Origin of the sequence: Peribacillus sp. Bi96 (genome assembly GCF_918698115.1) — a bacterium.
In the GTDB taxonomy this organism is placed as follows: Bacteria; Bacillota; Bacilli; order Bacillales; family DSM-1321; genus Peribacillus.
The window spans coordinates 169,626-185,552 of sequence record NZ_CAKKLV010000008.1; the positions used below are offsets into that span (position 1 = coordinate 169,626).

13 protein-coding genes are annotated in these 15,927 nt (G+C 41.6%); 11 read left to right on the forward strand and 2 right to left on the reverse strand.

What is annotated here, in order from left to right:
• Positions 1-9 precede the first annotated feature (9 nt).
• The 6 genes from argB (at position 10) to LQ203_RS12700 (ending at position 7,474) form a co-directional block, all read left to right on the forward strand.
• Positions 10-783, forward strand: a complete 774-nt coding sequence (gene argB / locus LQ203_RS12675) for an acetylglutamate kinase (RefSeq protein WP_230158712.1) — start codon at positions 10-12, stop codon at positions 781-783.
• Entirely contained in the window at positions 780-1,931 is a 1,152-nt protein-coding gene (locus LQ203_RS12680; protein WP_230158713.1) for an acetylornithine transaminase, read from the forward strand. Before argB ends, LQ203_RS12680 begins: the two co-directional genes overlap by 4 nt.
• Positions 1,932-2,011: 80 nt before the next feature.
• Entirely contained in the window at positions 2,012-3,094 is a 1,083-nt protein-coding gene (locus LQ203_RS12685) for a carbamoyl phosphate synthase small subunit (protein WP_230158714.1), read from the forward strand.
• Positions 3,087-6,206: a carbamoyl phosphate synthase large subunit gene (locus LQ203_RS12690; protein WP_230158715.1), complete on the forward strand. Its 3,120-nt coding sequence runs from the start codon at positions 3,087-3,089 to the stop codon at positions 6,204-6,206. The genes LQ203_RS12685 and LQ203_RS12690 overlap by 8 nt, the downstream gene beginning before the upstream one ends.
• Positions 6,203-7,162 carry an ornithine carbamoyltransferase gene (gene argF / locus LQ203_RS12695; RefSeq protein WP_230158716.1) on the forward strand — a complete coding sequence of 320 codons (960 nt, stop codon included), beginning with the start codon at positions 6,203-6,205 and terminating at the stop codon, positions 7,160-7,162. Before LQ203_RS12690 ends, argF begins: the two co-directional genes overlap by 4 nt.
• Positions 7,163-7,294: 132 nt before the next feature.
• Positions 7,295-7,474 (forward strand): YjzC family protein, encoded by a 180-nt coding sequence (locus LQ203_RS12700; RefSeq protein WP_230158717.1) that lies wholly within the window; start codon positions 7,295-7,297, stop codon positions 7,472-7,474.
• 52 nt (positions 7,475-7,526) lie between these two features.
• Here LQ203_RS12700 and LQ203_RS12705 read toward each other — a convergent pair whose 3' ends face one another.
• Entirely contained in the window at positions 7,527-8,285 is a 759-nt protein-coding gene (locus LQ203_RS12705) for a helix-turn-helix domain-containing protein (RefSeq protein WP_230158718.1), read from the reverse strand.
• Positions 8,286-8,662: 377 nt separating this feature from the next.
• Here LQ203_RS12705 and LQ203_RS12710 point away from each other — a divergent pair, with 377 nt between their 5' ends.
• The 5 genes from LQ203_RS12710 (at position 8,663) to clpB (ending at position 15,397) form a co-directional block, all read left to right on the forward strand.
• Positions 8,663-9,610, forward strand: a complete 948-nt coding sequence (locus tag LQ203_RS12710) for a fumarylacetoacetate hydrolase family protein (RefSeq protein WP_230158719.1) — start codon at positions 8,663-8,665, stop codon at positions 9,608-9,610.
• Between the two features lie 2 nt (positions 9,611-9,612).
• Positions 9,613-10,104 carry a DinB family protein gene (locus LQ203_RS12715; RefSeq protein ID WP_230158720.1) on the forward strand — a complete coding sequence of 164 codons (492 nt, stop codon included), beginning with the start codon at positions 9,613-9,615 and terminating at the stop codon, positions 10,102-10,104.
• A 30-nt stretch (positions 10,105-10,134) separates the two neighbouring features.
• A complete protein-coding gene (locus LQ203_RS12720; RefSeq protein ID WP_230158721.1) occupies positions 10,135-11,247 on the forward strand; it encodes a cupin domain-containing protein in 1,113 nt (370 codons plus the stop codon).
• Between the two features lie 125 nt (positions 11,248-11,372).
• On the forward strand, positions 11,373-12,575 hold the full coding sequence (locus tag LQ203_RS12725; RefSeq protein ID WP_230158722.1) for an FAD-dependent monooxygenase: 1,203 nt from the start codon (positions 11,373-11,375) through the stop codon (positions 12,573-12,575).
• Positions 12,576-12,808: 233 nt separating this feature from the next.
• Entirely contained in the window at positions 12,809-15,397 is a 2,589-nt protein-coding gene (gene clpB / locus LQ203_RS12730; protein ID WP_230158723.1) for an ATP-dependent chaperone ClpB, read from the forward strand.
• An 82-nt stretch (positions 15,398-15,479) separates the two neighbouring features.
• Here the strand turns inward: clpB and LQ203_RS12735 are convergent, their stop codons facing one another.
• Complete coding sequence (locus LQ203_RS12735) at positions 15,480-15,671, reverse strand: YjzD family protein (protein ID WP_230158724.1); 192 nt, start codon at positions 15,669-15,671, stop codon at positions 15,480-15,482.
• Positions 15,672-15,927 lie beyond the last annotated feature (256 nt).

Genomic DNA, 15,927 nt, shown 5'->3' on the forward strand with positions numbered 1-15,927 from the left:
TGTTGAAAAGTGAACATATTGGTCATAAAGTGCGGAGGCAGCATCATTAATGAGTTAACGGAGTCATTTTTCAATAGTGTTAAAGAGTTGCAAAAAGGCGGCTGCCAAATTGTCTTTGTTCATGGAGGCGGCCCTGATATCAATTCGATGCTTGAAAAATATGAAATTGAACCAGTCTTTGAAAATGGTTTAAGAAAAACGACCACTGAAGTGATGGAAATCGTGGAACTTATGCTTGCAGGCAAATCGAACCGCAGTCTCGTTCATAAATTGGAAGCACACGGCATTAAGTCAGTGGGTTTAAATGGTTCTGACGGCGGAATCCTGATAGGTGAGTATATTGATGAACAGAAACTTGGGGCAGTTGGTGAGATACAACAAGTCGATACGGAGTTAATTGGCATGCTATTTGAAAAAGGGTATTGTCCGGTATTGACGCCAATAGCCACTACCGAAGAAGGTACAAAATTAAATGTGAATGCTGATATGGCTGCAGGTTCCGTGGCGAAGGCACTATCGGCGGATATGTGTTTATTTGTCACCGATGTTAAAGGGGTCTTAAAGAATGAGCGGATCATTGAGAAATTGACTGAAACGGAAACGAAGGATTTAATCATGGATGGAAGCATTCATGGAGGAATGATTCCAAAAGTCACTACAGCGTTGTCCGTGCTGAATAAAGGTGTTGAAGAAGTGATGATCGTGAGTGGAAAAGATCCATTTTATGAAGGCGGACAATTCATCGGTACAAAATTTTTGCAGGAAGAAGGGGTATTTCAATGAGTTCTTTATTTCCGACATATGCAAGGTGGAACATTGAGCCAGACTCAGCGATAGGAATGAAGATTACGAGTACAACAGGTAAAGAGTATCTGGATTTCACATCAGGAATCGGGGTTTTGAATCTTGGCCATTGTCATCAGAAGGTAAAAATGGCTGTCACGGAACAGCTTAATAAATATTGGCATGTATCGAACATGTTTCAAAGTTCCATACAGGAACGTACAGCCAAAATGCTGGCGGATGCCTCCGGTTTAAGTCAGGTGTTTTTTGCTAACAGTGGTGCCGAGGCGAATGAGGCAGCTATCAAACTAGCGCGTAAAGCTACTGGGAAAAGTAAAATTGTCACGTGCCTACAGTCTTTCCACGGGCGTACGTTTGCAACGATGGCAGCAACAGGGCAGGAAAAAATCAAGACTGGTTTTGGACCAATGCTAGCTTCATTTGAATATGTTCCATTTAATGACAATGATGCCGTGAATGTAGCCATAGATGAAAATACGGCGGCTGTCATGATTGAAATAGTTCAAGGAGAGGGTGGCATCCATGTTGTACAGCAATCGTATTTAGACGCGATTCAAACTCAATGCGAAAAACATGGAGCCCTACTTATCATTGATGAAATTCAGACTGGGATAGGACGGACAGGGAAACCTTTTGCATTCCAGCATTTTAATCTCCAACCGGATATCATCACTTCGGCAAAAGGGCTTGGAAATGGCCTGCCTATAGGGGCAATGATTGGAAAGGACAACCTAGCGGAGTACTTTAACCCTGGAAGTCATGGTTCCACTTTTGGCGGTAACCCGGTTAGTGTCTCGGCTGCGGAAGCGGTTTTAAATGAAATCTTCCAATCAGGGTTTTTAAAAGAAACTGTGAAAAAGGCTGAATATCTTAAGAGTGCATTGACAAACGCACTGAAGGATACGGAAGAAGTGAAAGAGATTCGCGGGCTTGGGATGATGGTCGGAATTGAATGTAAACAAGATGTTCAAGGGTTTTTAATGGAACTTCAAGAAGAGGGGTTGCTTGTATTGAGTGCAGGACCTAAAGTACTTCGTTTACTCCCACCCCTGACAGTTACGGAAGCAGACATCGATACAGCGATTGGGAAAATTAAAAAAATATTGGCAATAAAACAAACAATCTAAATTTATTGAATTTTTATAGAACAAAATGAATAATTATGCTATTCTATATATAAATATACGTCATCTACAGAGGTGAAAACATGAAAAACTATCTACATTTAGAGAATGGTTCCGTTTTTGAAGGGGAACTGCTGACTAAATCGACTGAAAAAGCAATCACTGGAGAGATTGTTTTTTTTACAGGAATGACAGGATATCAGGAAGTATTGACGGATCCTTCATATAAAGATCAAATTGTCATTTTCACATATCCTTTAATCGGAAATTACGGAATTAATGAATATGATTTTGAAAGTAAGAAGCCGCATGTTGCCGGTGTTATTGTATATGAAGGAAAAATGAGCCATTCTCATTACCAAGCTAAATATTCCCTTGGTGAATATTTAGACAAATGGAATATTCCTCTATTGAGTCATGTGGATACAAGAGCGGTCGTAAAGAATATAAGACAGGAAGGCTCCATGCAGGCAGCCATCACTGCAGAAACTGCATTCACGTTCGAAGCCTCTCTGAATGGTCTAGAAGCGCATGTAGCCTCAGTTTCCACTAAAGAGATTGAAAGCTTCGGGGAAGGTTCCAAACACGTTGTGATGATGGATTTTGGTTATAAAAAATCCATATTGGATTCATTGGTTGAGCAGGGCTGCCGGGTCACTGTCGTGCCATTCGATACTGAATTTGAACAAATCAAGGAATTGAAGCCCGATGGTATTTTGCTTTCAAATGGGCCTGGGGATCCAAAACAGCTGGAATATCTTTTAGGTAATATAAAAAAGGTCATTACGAATTTCCCAACGATGGGCATCTGCCTCGGTCATCAATTAACGGCCCTTGCCTTTGGGGGAAATACAAAAAAAATGCTGTTTGGACATCGCGGTGCGAACCAGCCCGTGGTCGATTTGAAAACGAAAAAGGTGTATATGAGTTCTCAAAATCATAGTTATGAGGTGGATGAACCGAGCTTACAGGGAACACCACTCCAAGTTCGCTTCAGAAATGTGAATGATGGCACAGTTGAGGGACTCATGCATAAAGACCTGCCAATCTTCACTACCCAGTACCACCCAGAGGCAAATCCAGGTCCCATTGAGAGCTCATCACAATTCAACGACTTTTTACAAATGATAATTGATTATAGCGGGAGAGAAAAAGCATATGCCTAAGGACAACACGATACAGACCATTTTAGTGATCGGTTCGGGGCCGATTGTCATCGGGCAGGCCGCCGAATTCGATTATGCAGGTACACAGGCCTGCCTCGCTTTAAAAGAAGAAGGATATAAAGTCATACTGGTAAACAACAATCCGGCAACGATCATGACTGATGATATGAATGCGGATGCTGTCTATTTCGAACCTTTGACAGTTGATGTACTGGAAAAGATCATTGCCAAAGAAAAACCGGATGGCCTGCTCGCTACATTAGGCGGTCAGACAGGATTGAATCTTGCTTATCAATTGGATGATGCAGGAGTGCTTGAAAAACATAATGTCAAATTATTAGGAACTCCGATCGACTCCATCAAAAAAGGGGAGGATCGTGAACTGTTCCGTGAGCTGATGTTTGAAATAAATGAACCCGTTCCCGACAGTACAATTGTTCATACTCTTGAAGAAGCGCTGGCTTTTGCCGACAAAATCGGTTTCCCCATCATCGTTCGTCCCGCTTATACACTTGGCGGCACAGGCGGAGGGATTGCTGATTCACTGGATGCATTTAAAGAGCTTGTACGGGGCGGACTCCAAGAAAGCCCGATTACACAATGCTTGATTGAAAGAAGCATAGCCGGGTATAAAGAAGTCGAATATGAAGTTATGCGAGATGGTAACAATACGTGCATTACAATCTGTAATATGGAAAATATCGATCCGGTCGGTATCCATACAGGTGATTCCATTGTCGTGGCACCATCACAGACTTTATCTGATGATGAGTTTCAAATGCTACGTGCTGCTTCCATAAAAATCATTTCTGCATTAGGAATCATTGGCGGCTGTAATATTCAATTCGCACTTGATCCTAATAGCAAACAATATTATCTAATAGAAGTAAACCCACGCGTCAGCCGTTCATCGGCACTAGCTTCCAAAGCAACAGGTTATCCCATAGCACGAATAGCCGCTAAGCTAGCCGTCGGATACCATCTATCGGAACTCATCAATCCTGTAACGAAAAGTACTTATTCCAGCTTCGAACCTGCTCTTGACTATGTAGCCGTGAAGTTCCCGAGATGGCCATTCGATAAATTCACGACCGCAAACCGGCAATTGGGAACTCAGATGAAGGCAACAGGTGAAGTGATGGCTTTACATCGCAGCTTTGAAGGTGGAGTTCAAAAGGCCGTCGATTCGCTGGAACTAAAGACGAATGGACTGCAACTTTTATCGTTAAAAGATAAAACCGTTCCTGAACTATGGGAAAAGCTTACTGAGAAATCTGACGAACGCATTTTTGTCATTTTTGAAATGCTACGTAAAGGTGTGACAGTTGAAGAAATACATGAAGCGACCATCATTGATTATTTCTTCCTTCAATCATTTGCATCGCTGATCGAGATTGAAAATGATATCACCGGCAAGACAATCGATTTGGTTACAAAAGAAGAACTTCAGCTATACAAAGAAAAGGGCTTCTCCGACAAATATCTTGCTTCCATATGGAATGTTAGTGAGAAGGAATTGAGGGCACACCGGAAATCATTCGGCCTCACGGCTGTTTACAAAACGGTTGATACATGTGCAGCTGAGTTCGCATCCCATACGAACTATCATTATTCAACATATTTTGGGGAGAACGAACAGAAAAAAACGGATAAAAAGAAAGTTTTGATGATCGGCAGCGGTCCTATCCGGATTGGACAGGGAATCGAATTTGATTACTGTTCCGTTCACGGGGTTTATGCACTTCAGGAAGAAAATGTTGAAACGATCATGATCAATAATAACCCTGAAACGGTAAGTACGGATTTTGCAACAGCCGATCGTCTTTATTTCGAGCCTTTAACTCTTGAATACGTTCTTAATGTAATAGAAGCGGAAGATATTGAAGACGTCATCGTCCAATTTGGTGGGCAGACCGCGATAAACCTTGCAAAAGGCCTGGAAGAATACGGTGTCAATTTATTGGGGACGTCCTTCGATACACTTGATCAATTAGAAGACCGTGATCGTTTTTATCAGCTACTTCAAAAACTGGATATCCCCCATGTACCGGGTTCAATGGCTAATGGTGAAGAACAATTAATTGTCCGTGCAGAGGCAATCGGTTTTCCAGTGCTCTTACGCCCATCCTATGTAATTGGCGGCCAGGGAATGGAAATCATCCGCTCCAAGGAAAGCTTATTGAATAGAATGGTAAATGGAACGGCACTTGTATATCCAGTATTGATCGATTCCTATATTCCAGGAAAAGAAGCCGAAATCGATTTGATTGCGGATGGAAATGATGTATATATTCCCATCATTGCCGAGCATATAGAGAAGGCAGGCGTGCATTCAGGCGATAGCATGGCAATATTGCCAGCTCAAACCTTAACAGATGCTATCAAAGATAAAATGACCCTTTATGCTAAAAAGCTAGTAAGGGAACTTGGTTATAAAGGACTTATGAATATCCAATTCGTGATTGAAGGAACTAGTGTATATGTTTTGGAAGTGAATCCTCGTGCCAGCCGGACGATTCCAATCATCAGTAAAGTCACTAATGTTTCTTTAGTACAGATTGCGACAAAAATATTGCTCGGGAAATACTCGTTGTCGAATGCATTCGAAAAAACCGGGTTAATGGAAGAAATTCCGTATTCAGTCGTCAAGTACCCAGTATTTTCAACGTTTGCATTAAGCGGCCTTGATTCAAAAGTAGGGCCGGAAATGAAATCGACAGGTGAAGGAATCGCCATTGGAGAAACGGTAAAAGAAGCATTGACTAAAGTATTCCATGCTCAAAAGGCTAAACAAGCTTCAGGTGTTTATCAATCCGAATCAGTCCAATTAAGTGAAGATTTGCTAGCACTCATCAATGAAGCGGGTTTGACACTGGGGAATTCTGATTTTGATAAATGGTTAAATGAAGGAAATGCAGCGGTCGTTTTGGCATATGGAACGACAGAAGAAGATAAGAGTCTAAGGTTACTTGCTGCGAAATATCGACTTCTAGCGTTTACGGAAGAAGAGACTTTCAAGGCCTATCTACAATCGTTAGAAAATGCTAATCCAGGCGTTACCTCGCTTCAGGAATGGCTTGTAACATATTCGAAAGGAGTGTCACACGTATGAGTTCAATGACGGCACCGGCAAAAGCGAAGATTTTAAATGGAAAAGATTTTTTGACCATGAAAGAGTCTACACCCACAGCCATCGCAGATCTGTTAAAGCTAGCGCAGACCATTAAAAGCAAATTGAAAGCTGGAGAGGAATATACGCCTTTAAAAGGTAAAACGCTGGGGATGATATTTGAAAAATCGTCCACCCGTACCCGTGTTTCTTTTGAAGTGGGCATGATGCAGCTTGGTGGTCACGCTTTGTTCCTAAGTGGTAATGACTTGCAAATTGGACGTGGTGAAACTATTTCCGATACTGCAAAAGTCCTTTCTGAATATATTGATGGCATCATGATTCGTACCTTCGAGCATGAAAAAATCCTGGAGTTGTCAGAAAATGCCTCTATTCCAGTCATCAATGGGCTAACGGACCTTGCCCATCCTTGTCAGGTGCTTGCTGACTTCTTGACGATAATCGAAATAAAAGGTCAGCTAAAAGGCTTGAAGATGAGTTATATCGGTGACGGCAATAATGTTGCCAATTCATTGATGGTCGGCTGCGCAAAAATGGGAATGGATTTTTCCATTGGGTGTCCTGAAGCATACAAACCTGACGAAAAGGTCGTTGCCTATGCTCAAGAGGTTGCAAAAGAGACTGGCAGTGAAATTGTCGTGACAACATCAGCATCAGACGCAATACAAGATGCGGATATCGTCTATTCTGATGTTTGGACCTCCATGGGTCAGGAAATCGAGAATAATATCCGCCTAGAAGCTTTTAAAGATTATCAAATCAATAATGAACTTGTAAAATATGCTAAAAATGATTATTTATTTATGCATTGCCTGCCTGCACACAGAGAGGAAGAAGTAACCTCTGAAGTCATCGATGGACCGAATTCCGTCGTGTTCCACCAAGCCGGAAATCGTCTTCATGCCCAAAAGGCGGTTCTGGTGGATTTAATGTCTTAACCAAAAAAGCGTCTGCTCACTGAGCAGACGCTTTTTGATTCAACCGATTTCCTGTATGTTCTTAATTTTTCTGACATGAAAGAAAGGAACCTGGTAATAATAACAAGGAAAGCATGTAAAGGGGTGAAATCTATGGGGCAAAATCGTCAATTTAAGCCAGGTCACAAGGCACCTAATAATGGGACCTACGTAGAAATCGGTGAAACGGGCAGCACGGTAGTGAATCCGAAAATGGTAAAGCTTGATGCAGGGGATGCCTTTCCTGAGACATCCAATCATAACCGGATATGGACATATAAGCGAAAGCCATGAAAAAAACGAAAAGCAGGAAAAGGGACGATTGGTATCCTTTTTCCTGCTTTTTTTATTCTTCGGAATAACCGAAGATTTTCGAGATTTCCAAAAAGCTCTTTCTTAAATATTGACTCAAAGGATCATCGTAATGATCCGGAATACTCTCGGTGAATCCCACGGCAGTGATCGCGCCCAATAATTCCGCATTATAATTAAAAACCGGAATGGACATGGAAGAAACAGAAGGCACAAGGGGCTCTTTGGCAAAAGCGATTTTGTATTTCCGAATTTCATGATATTCCTCTGTTTCTTTAAGGAAAGCCCCTGTAACATTACGATCTTTTTCAATCCAGTCCGCTGTCAAAGAAGAATCCTGGAATACAGTGAATACTTTTCCGGAAGAAGATGAAGGGGGTAGACGCGTTCCTAGCTGTGCCCCGATATTTAAGTTTTGATTGGAATTCCATATTTTTGCCGTGATGGGCCCATCGTAAGTCCAAACGGAGAATAGGACTGTGCAGGAGGTATGGTGACTGATTTCCTGTAAATATGGAGTTATCCTGCTTGTGACGTCCTCATTTCCTATCGCTGCCATTCCGTATTGAATCAGTTTGCTGCCAAGGTGATACATACCAGTTGTCTTATCACGATATAGTAACTCGAGTTGAGTCAACGTATTCAAATACTTATAGAGGTTACTTTTCGTTATTTCCGTTGATTCCTGAATATCAGAGAATCTTAAAGGAGTTCTTTGGGAAGCTAGTAACTCGATAATGCTCATCCCTATTTGTAATGATTGAATCGTCGAACCAGATTTTACGATCTCCATATGTCAATCTCCTAATCTGTTTTAATTTAGGTCTAGTATATCAGAATCTGTAAAATTTAATGAAATGAAGCAATAAAAAAGTAGGTCTGTAAAAGCTATTAGATACTTTCCACCTAAATAAATATTGGCTCCAGAGGTCTCATAATGGTGTAGATGATAACATTTGCACAAAAATTTGCAATACTTTCTTGACAATATTCCGAAAATTACGTTATTATGTATATAAATAGTGAACAAAGTTATCTATAAGTGGAATTGATAGTGCGGTTATCATCCATATTCTGTTTTGGGGAATCTAGCAGAATTAGTCCACAAATAAGGATAAAGAAAATTAAATCAAGATTTCTAAAAATAAAGATAATAAAGGAGAATGAAATATGAAATTAGTAACTTTCAGCAGTGATGGTTTTAAACGTATTGGAGCTCTTTACCCGAATAATGAAATAGTAGACTTGAACTATGCTTATCAAGCTCTTCTTGAAAGTGAAGGAAAACTTCGCAGTGAACAAATCGCTGAAGCGTATGTACCTGCATCAATGGAAGCGTTTTTACAGGGCGGGAATGAAAGCCTTTCCATCGCTAAGAAGGCTGCAGACTTTGCCTTTAATAATCGTGATTCATTCAGACATAAATTGATACATGAGGTTGAAAATATAAAACTTGAGGCACCTGTCCAAAAGCCAGGCAAAATTATTTGTGTCGGACATAACTACCGTGAGCACATTGCTGAAATGGGCCGCGAATTGCCGCCATTCCCAGTGGTATTCGCAAAATTCGCCAATACAGTAATCGGTCCCCAGGATGACATTCCGTTCTTCCCTATATCTGAACAGCTTGATTATGAAGCGGAATTCGCTTTTGTAGTCGGACAAAGGGCACGTAATGTTTCACAAGAAGATGCGCTTGATTATGTCGCGGGTTATACAATTGCGAATGATGTTACGTATCGTGATATCCAACGGCGTACACTTGAGTGGCTTCAAGGAAAAACGGTTGAAGGAAGTGCTCCCATGGGACCTTGGTTAGTCACTACCGATGAGCTACCCGATCCATCCGGTCTAAATGTTCGATTAACTGTAAATGGAGAAGAACGCCAAAAAACGAATACATCCAACTTCGTATTCGATGTGAAGTATTTAGTTGAATTCCTATCGAACTTAATGACTCTTGAACCTGGCGACATCGTCCTCACTGGAACACCGGGCGGGGTAGGAGTAGCCCGTGATCCACAAGTATTCTTACAAGATGGTGACGTTGTCAAAATTGAAATCGACAAAATAGGTTATCTTGAAAACCGTGTAAGTCGTGCAGGGGAGGGAAAATAAGTATGGCTTTTCAGGAAATCGAAACAGCGATCAAATCGGTTCAACAATCAATCGACCACATTCTGGAGACAACCAATAAACTCACGGAGGAAACGATCCGTCGTAACCCTACAGAGGATGAATGGTCAATCATGCAGATTCTTTCCCATTTAGCGGAAGCCATACCTTATTGGTTAGGTGAAGTGGAAACGGTAGTGGCCACGCCTGGATCAAAATGGGGACGTGGATTGCAAGATCCAGCTCGGTTGGCAGCAGTTACTGATACGGAACAACTTTCTGTAGATGATGTCTTTAGGCAAGTGGAGGAGCTTAAATATAAAGTGGAGAGCGTGCTTGGGGAATTAGATGAAGAAACACTATCTAAAGAATCACCACACCGGAACTTCGCCAAATTCGGAAACAAACCCGTTTCTTATATTGTGGATCACTTCATCGATGAGCATGTTTCAGGACACTATGGTCAAATCAAGCGGAATCTTTCTAAAATCAAATGAGGATAGATAAAAAAGAAAGTAGGGATTATTGTGGCTGAAAAATCAGAATACATGAATAGTACAATCGTAAAAGATTTTACAAAGGATATCCAGCAATACAACCTTGGGCCACTTTGGGAAGCCATCCCCGCTCTGATGGACCATGAACCTAAACCTCATGCCCATGCTTATTTATGGAAAGAAGAGCTTTTGACAAAAAAATTGATGGAAGCAGCTGAAATCTTCACTCCTGATCGAGGAGGGGAGCGCAGGGCCATTTATTTTCAAAACCCTGGCCTTACTTATCGCCAGCCTTGGGGGTGGGCTTCGACAACACAAACGCTTTATGCAGCGGTTCAATTATTGTTGCCAGGTGAAGTGGCCCCTTCCCACCGTCACTCCCAAAGTGCACTTCGTTTCATTACGAATGGTGAAGGTGCCTACTCCATCGTGCAGGGAGAAAGGATCTTCATGGAAGAAGGGGATTTCTTAATCACGCCTAAAAACCTATGGCATGGTCATGGACATGTTGGCGAAAAACCAATGATTTGGATGGATGCCCTTGATATCCCAACTATCTATTCCATAGGCGGCACTTTCTTTGAACCATATCCAGATCGGATTGAAACGCCTAAACGACCGGATAATTTTTCAGAGCACCGTTATCAAGGCGGAATGGTTCGTCCAGTATCCGACCGGTATTCACAAGTGGCACCGCTTGCCAACTACAAGTGGAAAGGCACTAAAGCAGCGATTGAAGGATTAATGAATTTCGATCCAGATCCATATGAAGGTTTTGCCGTTGAATATATCAATCCTTCTAATGGACAAACAGCCAATCCGACGATGGGGGCATGGATGCAAAAGCTGCCGAAAGGATTCCATACGAAAGCACATCGCCATACCCATTCCACCATCTATCAAGTGCACCAAGGGTCAGGCTATACGGTCATTAATGGCGTACGTTTTGACTGGTCCAAGGGAGATTATTTCGTCGTTCCGAATTGGGCATGGCATGAGCACGTTGCAGAAGTGGATTCTTACTTATTCTCGGTAAATGACCTACCAATCATGGAGAAATTCGATTTGGAACAGCAACAGGCATTTGATGCAAACAATGGGTACCAAAATGTTGAAAGTGAATTCAAGCCTGTTTTGGTATAAAAGTAATCTGTTTGAGAGCATCCAGCCATCCTGATGAATATTTGAGAATGCCAGTCGAATGAAAACGCTTACCGTGATGCTGGTCTGCAACTTTGGCTAAAGACAACTAATTTAGGGGGGAATTGATGATGAACACAGTAAAAAAACCATTCATCGTTATCGGTGGAGGAATAGGCGGATTGGCAACGGCTCTAGGAGTTGCGGAAACAAAACAATATGTGAAAGTTTTGGAACAAGCGCCTGAATTTGGTGAAATAGGTGCTGGGATTCAGCTTGCTGCAAACGCAACCAATGTACTACAGCGCCTAGGCGTTATGGATAAAATCAATGAAATTGCAGTCTTTCCAAAAAGGTTGGTATTGATGGATGCCTTTTCCGGCAAGGAGCTTTCCGCCTTGGATTTAGGTGATGTTTATAAAGAAAGATATGGGGCCCCGTATATTGTTTTGCATCGTTCCGATTTGCACAGAGTATTAGCCGAGGCATGTGAAAGCAACCCGTTTATCGAGCTGGTAACTAACCAAACCATCATGGAAACAGTGGAAAATGAAGGTGAAGTTACCGTTACTGCTGCTGACGGGTCCCAACATTCAGGAACGGCTGTCATTGGTGCTGATGGATTATGGTCCAATGCGCGTAAACTGTTCGTGGACGATCAACCGGTCTGCTCGCAATATGTGGCATATAGAGGGGCAATTCCGATGGAAGAGGTTACGAGCCATGGAGATCTAGATGATGTATATATGTGGATTGGACCAAATCTTCATCTTGTTCAATATCCGGTCAGAAGGGGAGAACTATACAACCAAGTAGTGGTCTTCAAAAGTTCTCAATACACGGAAGAAAACGAAAAAACGAATCAATGGGGAACGCCGGAAGAAATGGATCGTGTTTTTGCTGGAACTTGCGAGCTTGTTCAGAATGCAATTTCATTCATTCAACGTCAACGCCGCTGGCCAATGTATGACCGTTTACCAATTGATAATTGGACAAAAGGCAGGATTACACTTACGGGCGATGCTGCACACCCGATGCTTCAATACTTGGCGCAAGGGGCCTGTCAGGCTTTAGAAGATGCGGCTTATTTAACGGATATGCTTCATAAGCATGGAAATGACATTGAACAAGCATTTTTAGAATATCAAGAGGAACGCATTCCGCGTACGGCTAATGTTCAGAGGAGTGCAAGAATGTGGGGGGAAATCATCCACAATACGACCGATGCAGGCATTCTGCTCCGTGATACGATCCTCTCAAGTCGTACGGATAAGGATTTTCAATTTCTTGATGAATTCCATGGTTACAATAAAATGGCCGTGAAAGCGTAATTTGATTGTTTCATCTAAGTATATGTTTAATGTTGTTATACCTTTTACAAAGGGTTTTTGCCTTTCTTCTTTATGAAGAAAGGCTTTCGCCGTTTATCCGTCCATAGTTCCTGTATTTTTTATAACTTTCCTTTACAAGGGGAGAATTAGAAGTATAATGAAAATATAAAGGTCAAAGTTGGTCAAACTGAGTGGGAATTCGTTCATGATATAGATGAATGGGAGGTTTTTAGATGGATATTAATAAAATGACGGAGAGAACCCAGCAGGCATTCATTGGCGGGCAGGAGCTTGCCAAAGATAGAGGGAATCCCGAGCTGACGGAGCTTCATTTATTAAAAACCTTAATGGAACAGGATGAAAGTTTATTAATCAGGATTTTATCGGAGTCTGATAAACCGATGAATCAATTTGAAATAGAACTTAATAAGGAACTGGATCGATTGCCGGAAGTGAGAGGAAGTGTTTCCCAGGTTTACATGTCATCATCCCTCCAGCAAATTGTGACTGTGGCCGAAAAGGAAATGCAGATGTGGGAGGATGAATATTTATCAGTCGAACATTTGCTGCTGGCGTCCTTGAAAGGCAATAAAACGAATATAAATAAACTTTTCTCATCATATGGAATCGATTACGAAAAAGCAAAACGGATTATACAAGATGTAAGGGGGAATCAGCGAGTGACTAGTCAAAATCCTGAAAGCACATATGAAGTACTGAAAAAATACGGCAGGGATCTCGTTGCTGAAGTTAAATCAGGGAAGGTCGATCCAGTCATCGGTCGTGATACGGAAATACGAAACGTCATTCGTATCCTATCACGTAAAACAAAAAATAACCCTGTATTAATTGGAGAACCTGGTGTTGGTAAGACAGCCATTGTCGAAGGATTGGCGCAAAGGATCGTCCGGAAGGATGTTCCGGAAGGGTTAAAGGACAAAACCGTATTTTCACTAGATATGAGTGCGCTTGTCGCAGGGGCAAAATTCCGCGGTGAATTTGAGGAACGTCTTAAAGCGGTATTGAATGAAATTAAGAAGAGTGATGGAAAAATTCTTTTATTCATCGATGAACTGCATACAATTGTCGGTGCAGGCAGAACGGATGGCGCACTTGATGCGGGAAATATGTTAAAGCCGATGCTTGCGCGTGGTGAGCTGCATTGCATCGGGGCAACAACCCTTGATGAATATCGACAATATATTGAAAAGGATCCGGCTCTAGAACGTCGTTTCCAACAAGTTCTGGTTCCAGAACCGGATGTGGAAGATACGATTTCAATTTTGCGTGGGTTAAAGGAACGGTTTGAAATTCACCATGGTGTCAGGATTCATGATCGGGCGATCGTGGCTGCCTCTGTCCTTTCGAACCGATATATAACGGAACGTTTTCTGCCGGATAAAGCGATAGACCTTATTGATGAAGCTTGTGCGATGATCAGAATGGAAATTGACTCCATGCCATCAGAGTTGGATGAAATCACGAGAAAGGTGATGCAGCTTGAAATTGAAGAAGCGGCCTTGAAGAATGAGGAGGATCCTAAAAGTAAAGAAAGGCTGGAAGTGCTACAAAAAGAACTCTCAGAACTTCAAGATCAAGCGAATAGCATGAAATCCAAGTGGCAAATGGAAAAGTCGGCGCTTCAAAAAGTGCAGGATCAACGTGAGGAACTTGAGAAGCTGCGTCATGAACTAGAACAGGCAGAGAACGACTATGACCTTAACCGGGCAGCGGAACTTCGACACGGAAGGATTCCACAGCTTCAAAAAGAATTGGATGCCATGGAAGGTGAATTGGAAAAGGAAAAACAGGAATCACGGTTACTCCGCCAGGAAGTGACGGAAGAGGAGATTGCTTCGGTCGTTGCGAGGTGGACGGGAATTCCTGTTAACAAGCTGGTGGAAAGTGAAAGACAGAAGCTGCTCAGGTTATCGGATATCCTTCATGAACGCGTAATAGGTCAAGGGGAAGCGGTAGAACTTGTATCTGATGCTGTTTTAAGGGCAAGGGCGGGAATTAAAGATCCAAACAGACCGATTGGTTCATTCATTTTCCTGGGGCCGACGGGTGTCGGTAAAACAGAATTGGTAAAAGCCCTGGCAGAAACGTTATTCGATAGTGAAGATCATATGATTCGAATCGATATGTCGGAATATATGGAGAAACATTCCGTTTCCCGTCTTGTTGGTGCACCTCCTGGATATGTTGGATTTGAAGAAGGCGGGCAATTAACCGAGGCAATTAGGAGAAACCCATATTCAGTCGTATTATTGGACGAAATTGAAAAGGCACATCCTGAGGTCTTCAATATATTGCTGCAAATGTTGGATGACGGAAGGATTACCGACTCCCAAGGTAGAACGATAAACTGTAAAAATACGGTAATCATTATGACTTCCAATATCGGATCCCATTTCTTGTTGCAGTCCAACCGTATCGATGGTGGGATTGAAGATGAAATAAAAGATCAAGTCTTTAAAGAATTAAGAGGGCATTTTCGTCCGGAATTTTTGAACCGGGTAGATGATATTGTTTTATTCAAACCTCTTACTAAACAAGAAATCGTTGAAATCGTAGAAAAGATGGTTCAGCAATTACAGGTAAGGTTAACTGAACAAAATATAACTCTGAACGTAACTGAGGCTGCTAAGGAATTCATTGCCGAACAAGGATATGATCCTGTATATGGAGCCAGACCGTTGAAGAGATTTATCCAAAAGCATCTGGAAACAAAAATCGCCCGTAAAATCATAGCAGGAACAAAAGGGCTAAAAGAAGGAATAACGATTGATTTAGATCATAATGAGTTGGTCCTGATTTAAAATATATGAAATGTTGTTTAACCGAAAGTAAAGGACGGTATAACAAATAGGACATCCTTGTCAGGATGTCCTATTTTGCTTATTAATGTTGATGGGAGTCTTTTGCTGGCCCAGCAGGCAAAACAGCAGGGATGATGCAAATAAGGATAGCGGCAGCTAGTCCTAAAATCGTTCCCTGTTTAGCATCGTATGAAACTCCGATCATGGAAGAAACAACATATACAGTCATATGCACTAATAAGAATGTCCAAAAAATTGCCCAAGCATAACGCATCGAATTTCACCTCATTCCAATACAATCATTTTTATCTTACCATAATTAATATACAGTTAAAACGTGTTTTTAATAATAACTATTAAATAATTCAATACATTAAATCATAGGTTAACTTTAAAAGCAATAAAGTTGGTACCAAAAGTCAATAAGGAAATTATAGGGGCTCACTAATAATCAAAATCACCCCTGCTTGGTTAATTTAGGATTAGAAGTTAGGCGTTTCCACTGACCCTTTCTATTTTTCTTCATAAAT